This window comes from Gluconobacter sp., from assembly GCF_047723935.1.
Lineage (GTDB): Bacteria > Pseudomonadota > Alphaproteobacteria > Acetobacterales > Acetobacteraceae > Gluconobacter.
Genome location: NZ_JBDOBO010000025.1, coordinates 25,245 through 31,328, shown reverse-complemented (window position 1 = coordinate 31,328; position 6,084 = coordinate 25,245). Strand labels below are relative to the sequence as shown.

At 52.3% G+C, this 6,084-nt stretch carries 8 protein-coding genes; 7 read left to right on the top strand and 1 reads right to left on the bottom strand.

The annotated features are described in order from the left end of the window. Positions 1-157 precede the first annotated feature (157 nt). Entirely contained in the window at positions 158-610 is a 453-nt protein-coding gene (locus tag ABF979_RS09910; RefSeq protein WP_415559495.1) for a hypothetical protein, read from the bottom strand. Between the two features lie 10 nt (positions 611-620). Here ABF979_RS09910 and ABF979_RS09905 point away from each other — a divergent pair, with 10 nt between their 5' ends. The 7 genes from ABF979_RS09905 to ABF979_RS09875 all read left to right on the top strand — a co-directional run bounded on the left by ABF979_RS09905 (position 621) and on the right by ABF979_RS09875 (position 6,082). Continuing rightward, on the top strand, positions 621-1,130 hold the full coding sequence (locus tag ABF979_RS09905; protein WP_415559493.1) for a DotI/IcmL/TraM family protein: 510 nt from the start codon (positions 621-623) through the stop codon (positions 1,128-1,130). A gap of 27 nt (positions 1,131-1,157) precedes the next feature. Continuing rightward, on the top strand, positions 1,158-2,063 hold the full coding sequence (locus ABF979_RS09900) for a DotH/IcmK family type IV secretion protein (RefSeq protein WP_415559491.1): 906 nt from the start codon (positions 1,158-1,160) through the stop codon (positions 2,061-2,063). Then, complete coding sequence (locus ABF979_RS09895) at positions 2,056-3,324, top strand: DotG/IcmE/VirB10 family protein (protein WP_415429849.1); 1,269 nt, start codon at positions 2,056-2,058, stop codon at positions 3,322-3,324. Before ABF979_RS09900 ends, ABF979_RS09895 begins: the two co-directional genes overlap by 8 nt. A 52-nt stretch (positions 3,325-3,376) precedes the next feature. After that, complete coding sequence (locus ABF979_RS09890) at positions 3,377-4,564, top strand: hypothetical protein (protein WP_415559489.1); 1,188 nt, start codon at positions 3,377-3,379, stop codon at positions 4,562-4,564. A gap of 14 nt (positions 4,565-4,578) precedes the next feature. Continuing rightward, entirely contained in the window at positions 4,579-5,130 is a 552-nt protein-coding gene (locus tag ABF979_RS09885; RefSeq protein ID WP_415429847.1) for a hypothetical protein, read from the top strand. A 29-nt stretch (positions 5,131-5,159) separates the two neighbouring features. Next, a complete protein-coding gene (locus ABF979_RS09880) occupies positions 5,160-5,549 on the top strand; it encodes a hypothetical protein (protein WP_415429846.1) in 390 nt (129 codons plus the stop codon). A gap of 110 nt (positions 5,550-5,659) precedes the next feature. Next, complete coding sequence (locus tag ABF979_RS09875; RefSeq protein ID WP_415429845.1) at positions 5,660-6,082, top strand: hypothetical protein; 423 nt, start codon at positions 5,660-5,662, stop codon at positions 6,080-6,082. The last annotated feature ends 2 nt before the right edge of the window (positions 6,083-6,084 follow it).

Here is a 6,084-nt window from a genome sequence, read left to right as displayed (position 1 = left end):
ACTAGAGGCAACCCTTTACCGAGGGTTCTCTTATCTTCTTTCTCCTGCTTCGCGGTCAAAGTCAGGCCGAATAATCTGGACAAATGACGCGATTGCCACTCTCGCTGGCCTTTGGAAGCGTCTTTACTCTCCCACCTGCATTGCACAGTTCTTCGGTTTAAAAACCACAGCAGTCGCTGAAGCCGCACGGCGTGCGGGCATGCCTGATCGGCGTGGTCTGCCGATAATAAGCTCCAGCAAACATAGAGACCCTTTTGCTGAACCCGAAAACCAGACACTCGTCGGGATGATGGTTCAAAAACTGTGCCGCCTCACCAAAAAGCTCTTTTTTGTACGCCCACGTGACACGCGCACTGTACACTACAGTTTTCAGGGCAGAATTGCGCTCAATCGAAGAGAGACCAAAATGGACGACTGGTCCATTGGTAGTTCGGTCACGAATACTTCCAAAGATTTCCTGACCAAAATCAGTTTCATCTAACATGAAAAACACATATGCAGCGATTACACGCAGGTTGAATGACCCGGCATTTGCGCGGCAAGTCATCAAATGCATGATGATCGGTTTTTCCTGTTCACTGGGTGTGAACTGCCTTTCGGGATTCATCATTGCGTATGAAGTGACCCACAGGCCTAGTGTCAAATACGTCTATCATGACTCTTTTGGAAAACCACGCGAACTCATTGTTACGGATCAAGCATATTTCAGCGATGCAGAGATCAACAGATGGGCTGCTGATAAAGTAACCAGTCTCTACACCATGAACTGGCTGGACTATGCAGGACATCTGGATCATGCCTCACGCGATTTCACGGTCGCAGCCTGGAACTCATGGGGCAGCGCCTTTAGAGATCCCGGAAATATTGACTTCATCAAGTCAAAACAGGTGATCCTGACGGCTTCCCTGAAAAGTGCAGCACTGGTTGTCGAAGAGGGGAAAAACCGACAGGGCGATTATGAATGGCATGTCTCATTCCCCATGTACCTGCGCTGGGTAAACGCTTCGGGCGAAAAGACAGACATACTGTCTGTGAAAATTACAATCACGCGGACCAATGATCCCCTTCATCCTGATGGGTTGATCATTTCAGAGCTCAATGCCCCTCGTGCGACAAATGGCAGTGAATAAATGCGATGTCACATCCGTCTAGCCATCATGAGCATCAGCTGCGCCTTAATCTGGCCCTGCTATGCTTTGGCACAACAGGATCAAGAAAACCCACGTAATCAGGTTGATCCTCTCTACACAAGCCTTCCTGCGCCACCAGGTGCGATGAACAGCCTCTATGATCGCTTTGATGCCGGTCAAAAGGCCCTTGATGGTGCTGATGACCCTCATCGATTGGTCAGTCCGGTGTCTCGTTCAGTGACCATTTCATTTTCATCCGGAGCGCAGGTCAACATCGTCAGAATTGCGCAGGATTACCCGGCTTCCATTTCTTTTGTTGATTCCACGGGCCAGCCATGGCCCATCGCATGGGACATCACAACCAAGAAAAACGGGGGATGTGATGATAAAGGGGATGGCCATAACGCTTCGGTCAGAGCCGTGGGCATAAGTGCCTGTGTGCCTGAAGCCGGGTCTAATGTGCTGCAACTGACGCCAATATCCAGATACGCACATGGCGGCATTCTTGTCAGCCTGAAAGACGCTCCAAAACCGGTCAGCTTTCTGATTGTTGCTGGTACGGGATCTTATGATGCGGACATGACGGTCCGTATCAATAAGCGCGGGCCAAATGCAAAAGATATCGTCAGCACAGACCCGGAAGCACCCTCAACCGGCTCAAGCCTGATGGGAAACATTCTGGATGGCACACCGCCAGCTGAAGCCGTCCCGATGCTTGTATCGGGGGTTAGTCCTGATGATTTGAGGGCATGGAAAATCGCCAACAAAATCTATCTCAGAACAACCTACCAGCTCGCGTCCCCCGCCTTTTCTGATCATCAGAGCCTTTATGAGACAACAGCTTATGAAATCCCTCTGACCTCACGGCTGCTGGTTTCTTCCCCAAACAGGCAAGGCATCCCTGTATCTCTCAAGGAAGATACTCATGAGTGAGAAACAAACACCGGATAACGTATCTCCTTTGCGGGCAAGTTTTGATGACTCTCGTTCTCTCATAAAATATCTGGTACCACTCGGCTTCCTGATCATGGGCGTCTTCTATTTTCTCACGCACAGTTCTGCTCACAAACCCCAGTCTACGGCTTTGACAACGCCCACAATGGTCAGCCCCGCAGGTGGTGGAAACCACATCAGGAAGCTGGACGAGCTGGCAACCCAACAGGACAAAAAGGCTGCATCCGATGCTCTGAAGGCCGGAAAGTCTTACACCGCATCCCTGACCGGCAAAGACCTGCCCGCGCCAGCCGTGCGCGAACTCGGTGATACCCCCTACACAACATCCTCGGCACCGCCTCCTCCTCACGAGGCTGAAACCCCGCTCACATCGGGTCTCTCCCCGTCTCCACCTTCACCGCCAAAACCCACTCCAGTCGCTGATCCATTCTCTGCCTCTGTGGAGACCCACCCACCAAAAACAACCAGAATGCAGCGAAGCTCACCAACTCCGGGGGCTGGTTTGTCCACTCAGGCCGAAATGGAGTTGCTCGCAGCGTGGACGGGACATCCAGCGACGATCGAACGCATTGCCGCAACACAGGGAAACACCACAGGATTGATAGGTGGACATCGGCAAACTGTGTTGGACAAAACCGACACAACTGTATCGGGGGACAGTACAGCGACGAAAACGCCCTCACAGAACGCACGAGGCAGAGTGTTGCTTCCCGCTGGACGGGGTGTGTACGGACACTCCGTAATCACCTCCAACAGTGACCTTGGCAAGGAAGTCCTCCTTGAAGTGGACACAGGGCCATTCCGCAAAGCGCGCATTAGCGGAACCTTCACGATGCAAAATGAAAGGCTGGTCATCCGGCTGTCTTCATTGATGATCGGCGAAAAAGACCCGATTGCTGTTTCTGCTTACGTCGTTTCACCCGAAACCGCTGAAACCGGGGTCGCCTCTGAAGTGAACGAGCATCTGGCAACACGAATCATACTGCCTGCAGCAGCTTCTTTTGTGCAGGGATTGGGCAACGCCATGATGAACTCCAATACAAACAGCTATTCAGGAGGATATGGCATGACATCCTTCACGCACCTCAATCTCGGCCAACAGATGGGAGCCGCGGCCGGGACTATGGGGCAGGAAATCGGGCAACTGCTGCAAAAGCAAACGCCACAGACCGCCACAGTCAAACTCCTGAAAGGCGATACGGTCGGAATCCTGTTCGATCAGCCTGTCTACAGCCAGTAACGGCATTCACAACCTGATGCGTCACAATAGGAAAAACAACAGGAGTTTTTCCATGCGAGGTAATGTCATGTCCATCCAGCCAGACACTTCAGGTGTCACCATGTTGCGCACACCTGGGGGGAATATTCAGGATACTGCAAAGCCAGAGGCCCGACCCGACGTGCAAGATGTCAGTCAGGCTCGCAGTGAGAACAACAATCAGACAGGAACGACACTTCCGCAGGATGGCGACACACCACAGGCTAGCCTATCCGACCGCTTCACCAGATATCGCAAGCCAGGCCTCCTCCTCCTTGCGTCAGTCGCCGTCGTTGCCTTTGGGGTCTATCAGGCGGGATTCACACCACCTTTTATGGGTCACAATGCCACAAAACCAACAATGGTCGTCCCAAAAATTCAGAACAACTCATCTGGGCTCACACCACCGGACCTTGTGACACCTGCCAGCAAAGAAGTGGCTCATAACCCTGCCCTAGTGGCCGATCCCCAGAATATCAGGCCAGTTCAGCTTACTCCTGCAGCACCTATCCCGCAGAACCTACCTGTTCAGGCTGCACCCATCGCAAACCCTCCTACAATGGAAGCAAAAGCGGCTCCTGAACCAACTCCCACACCTGGCGCATCTGCCGATGTCCACTCTCTCACCGATACACACATACAGGACCGGATGGCGATGGCGTCCAGTCTGAACGATGTGCCTGATACGCAGGCATCACATCAGGACGTCGGCAGCGACAGGCTGTTCATCGAGATGCATAAGCAGTTGGACATAATGTCCAATCAGATGAAAGCGCTTCAGGACAGGCTCGAAAGCACCCAGCAAGCCCTGAATGAGCGGGTTTCAACCGGTCTGGGTAAGATAGATGGGAGGCTGGATGAATTACAGCACCGTGAAGACCTCCTTGAAACCCAGAAAAAAACCGAACCCCAACCCGGTGCAGCTCCAGTGCAGAGCAAAGCCAGCACACCCGGCGCGGAAAAAAACAAAGATGTCACACCTGACGTAGCCGAACACCATTCCGCGAAAAAAAGCACCAAAAGCCCTGCACCGGCCCCCGCCCCTCTGCCGCATTATACCGTGCAGGCGGGTGCTCCCGATATTGCCATCCTGATGGACAGTTCTGGCACGCCTTTGCGCGTACAACCTGGAACCAGTCTTGATGGTTGGGGCAACGTCCTGTCCGTCTCTGCGTCTGGTAACGGTTGGGTCGTTAAAACAGAACACGGCACGATCCGATAAGGAGCTGAACAGCGATGGAAGCTCTTTTTGCTTTTGCGCAGTCCATCGGCAATGCGCTGGCGTATCTGGTGCCAACGCTTTGCTATGTCACTGGTGGGTCATTCCTTCTGGGCAGTGTTTATGGGCTCTACGGGCGGGGTAAAGGTGAGAACGGTCCTGCAAACAATCCTCTTGTCTGCTTCGGTCTCATCTTTGTTGGCGCCTCCCTCCTGTCATTCCCGGAGTTCCTGAACATGGGCAATGCGACACTAGGCTTCGCAAGCAATGCGAGCCTTGGGTCAGCAGGAAGCGCTCCCATGCGCTTTTCCTCGGACGATATTCAGACTGCAATCAATAAAGGCCCTACCGCCCTTCTGATTTCGTTCCTGCACCTCTTCAGGATGTATTTCGCCTGTTATGGGGCTTTGCTTGTCTACTGGGGTCTGGTCCGACAGATCGGCAGCATGAAGGGCAAGAACAACTCGCCCACCTCCCTTAATCTCACAATCATTATCTGCTCGTTCATTCTGATGAACGCAGAAACCTTTGCCACGGCAACTTGCCGCAAGCTTGGATACATCCAGTGAAAGTATCAATTTTTCATACTGAGGCAATCATGACCAGAATTCTGACAAAACGCCGTGTCGGCATGGTGCTGATCGCTGCTGTCCTGCTCGCTCCATTACTGATCGGACACGCGCATGCACAAGCTGTAGATGAAATTACAGAAGGTGCTACCAATCACCTCAATAGAGCTGTTGCATATATCTTTAACGCAATCTGCTTCAGTGGCGGTGGTTTTCTGCTACTTTCCGGCATTACTTCTTTATATCAGAAACATAAAAACAATAATGCCGGGACAACAATGTCCAAGATTGGTTTTGCATTCCTGTGCGGAACAATGCTGATCGGCTTTCCTTTCCTTGTCCGGACAGCCAGTCTGTCATTCTGGAGTGAAGGTCCTACAGTCACAGGCGAACAGCGCATGATGATGTTTGACCGATAATGACGGATCTTATTCTACATTGTCGCGCCTCCTCAGGGACATTGACCCTGGCACATGAAGCTCTGGATACACAGTCCTGTTGCAGCTGCTGTGGCATCCAGGGTGTCAGTATGAGCGTATCCGGGCAAAAATTCTGCACTGTATGTGCTCCAGCATACAGTGTTGATGAACCCGACATTGACGCAGTCTGTGCTCTGATCTGGCTGCCTCATATTGATCAGGGTTTCCTGAGCAGATTATTGCGGGCAGCGTATGCTGCCCGTTATGTCTCAACCGACCCTACCCCTCTTCAGCTGTCGATGGCCTCCAGCGCCAACAATCTTCTGATTGAACTCGAAAAGCTACGCTCTAGCGCAAAACGGATGATCGGTACGGATCAGGTCAGCGCATTACGCAGCGTTGCCCCGAAAATTCCCCAATACAACCTGTTTCTGCGCCTGAAACGTGTTTCCGGCTTACGCATTCTCCCGCTTGAACCCTGGTTCGACTTGCACGGAGAGGATTTCAAAGAACTCATCACCTTTCGGGAATAGCC

Coding starts and splice junctions, on each gene's coding strand:
- ABF979_RS09895 (WP_415429849.1), top strand. CDS start 2,056: ATGAGTGAGAAACAAACACCGGATAACGTATCTCCTTTGCGGGCAAGT.
- ABF979_RS09900 (WP_415559491.1), top strand. CDS start 1,158: ATGAGCATCAGCTGCGCCTTAATCTGGCCCTGCTATGCTTTGGCACAA.
- ABF979_RS09890 (WP_415559489.1), top strand. CDS start 3,377: ATGCGAGGTAATGTCATGTCCATCCAGCCAGACACTTCAGGTGTCACC.
- ABF979_RS09910 (WP_415559495.1), bottom strand. CDS start 610: ATGATGAATCCCGAAAGGCAGTTCACACCCAGTGAACAGGAAAAACCG.
- ABF979_RS09880 (WP_415429846.1), top strand. CDS start 5,160: ATGACCAGAATTCTGACAAAACGCCGTGTCGGCATGGTGCTGATCGCT.
- ABF979_RS09875 (WP_415429845.1), top strand. CDS start 5,660: ATGAGCGTATCCGGGCAAAAATTCTGCACTGTATGTGCTCCAGCATAC.
- ABF979_RS09885 (WP_415429847.1), top strand. CDS start 4,579: ATGGAAGCTCTTTTTGCTTTTGCGCAGTCCATCGGCAATGCGCTGGCG.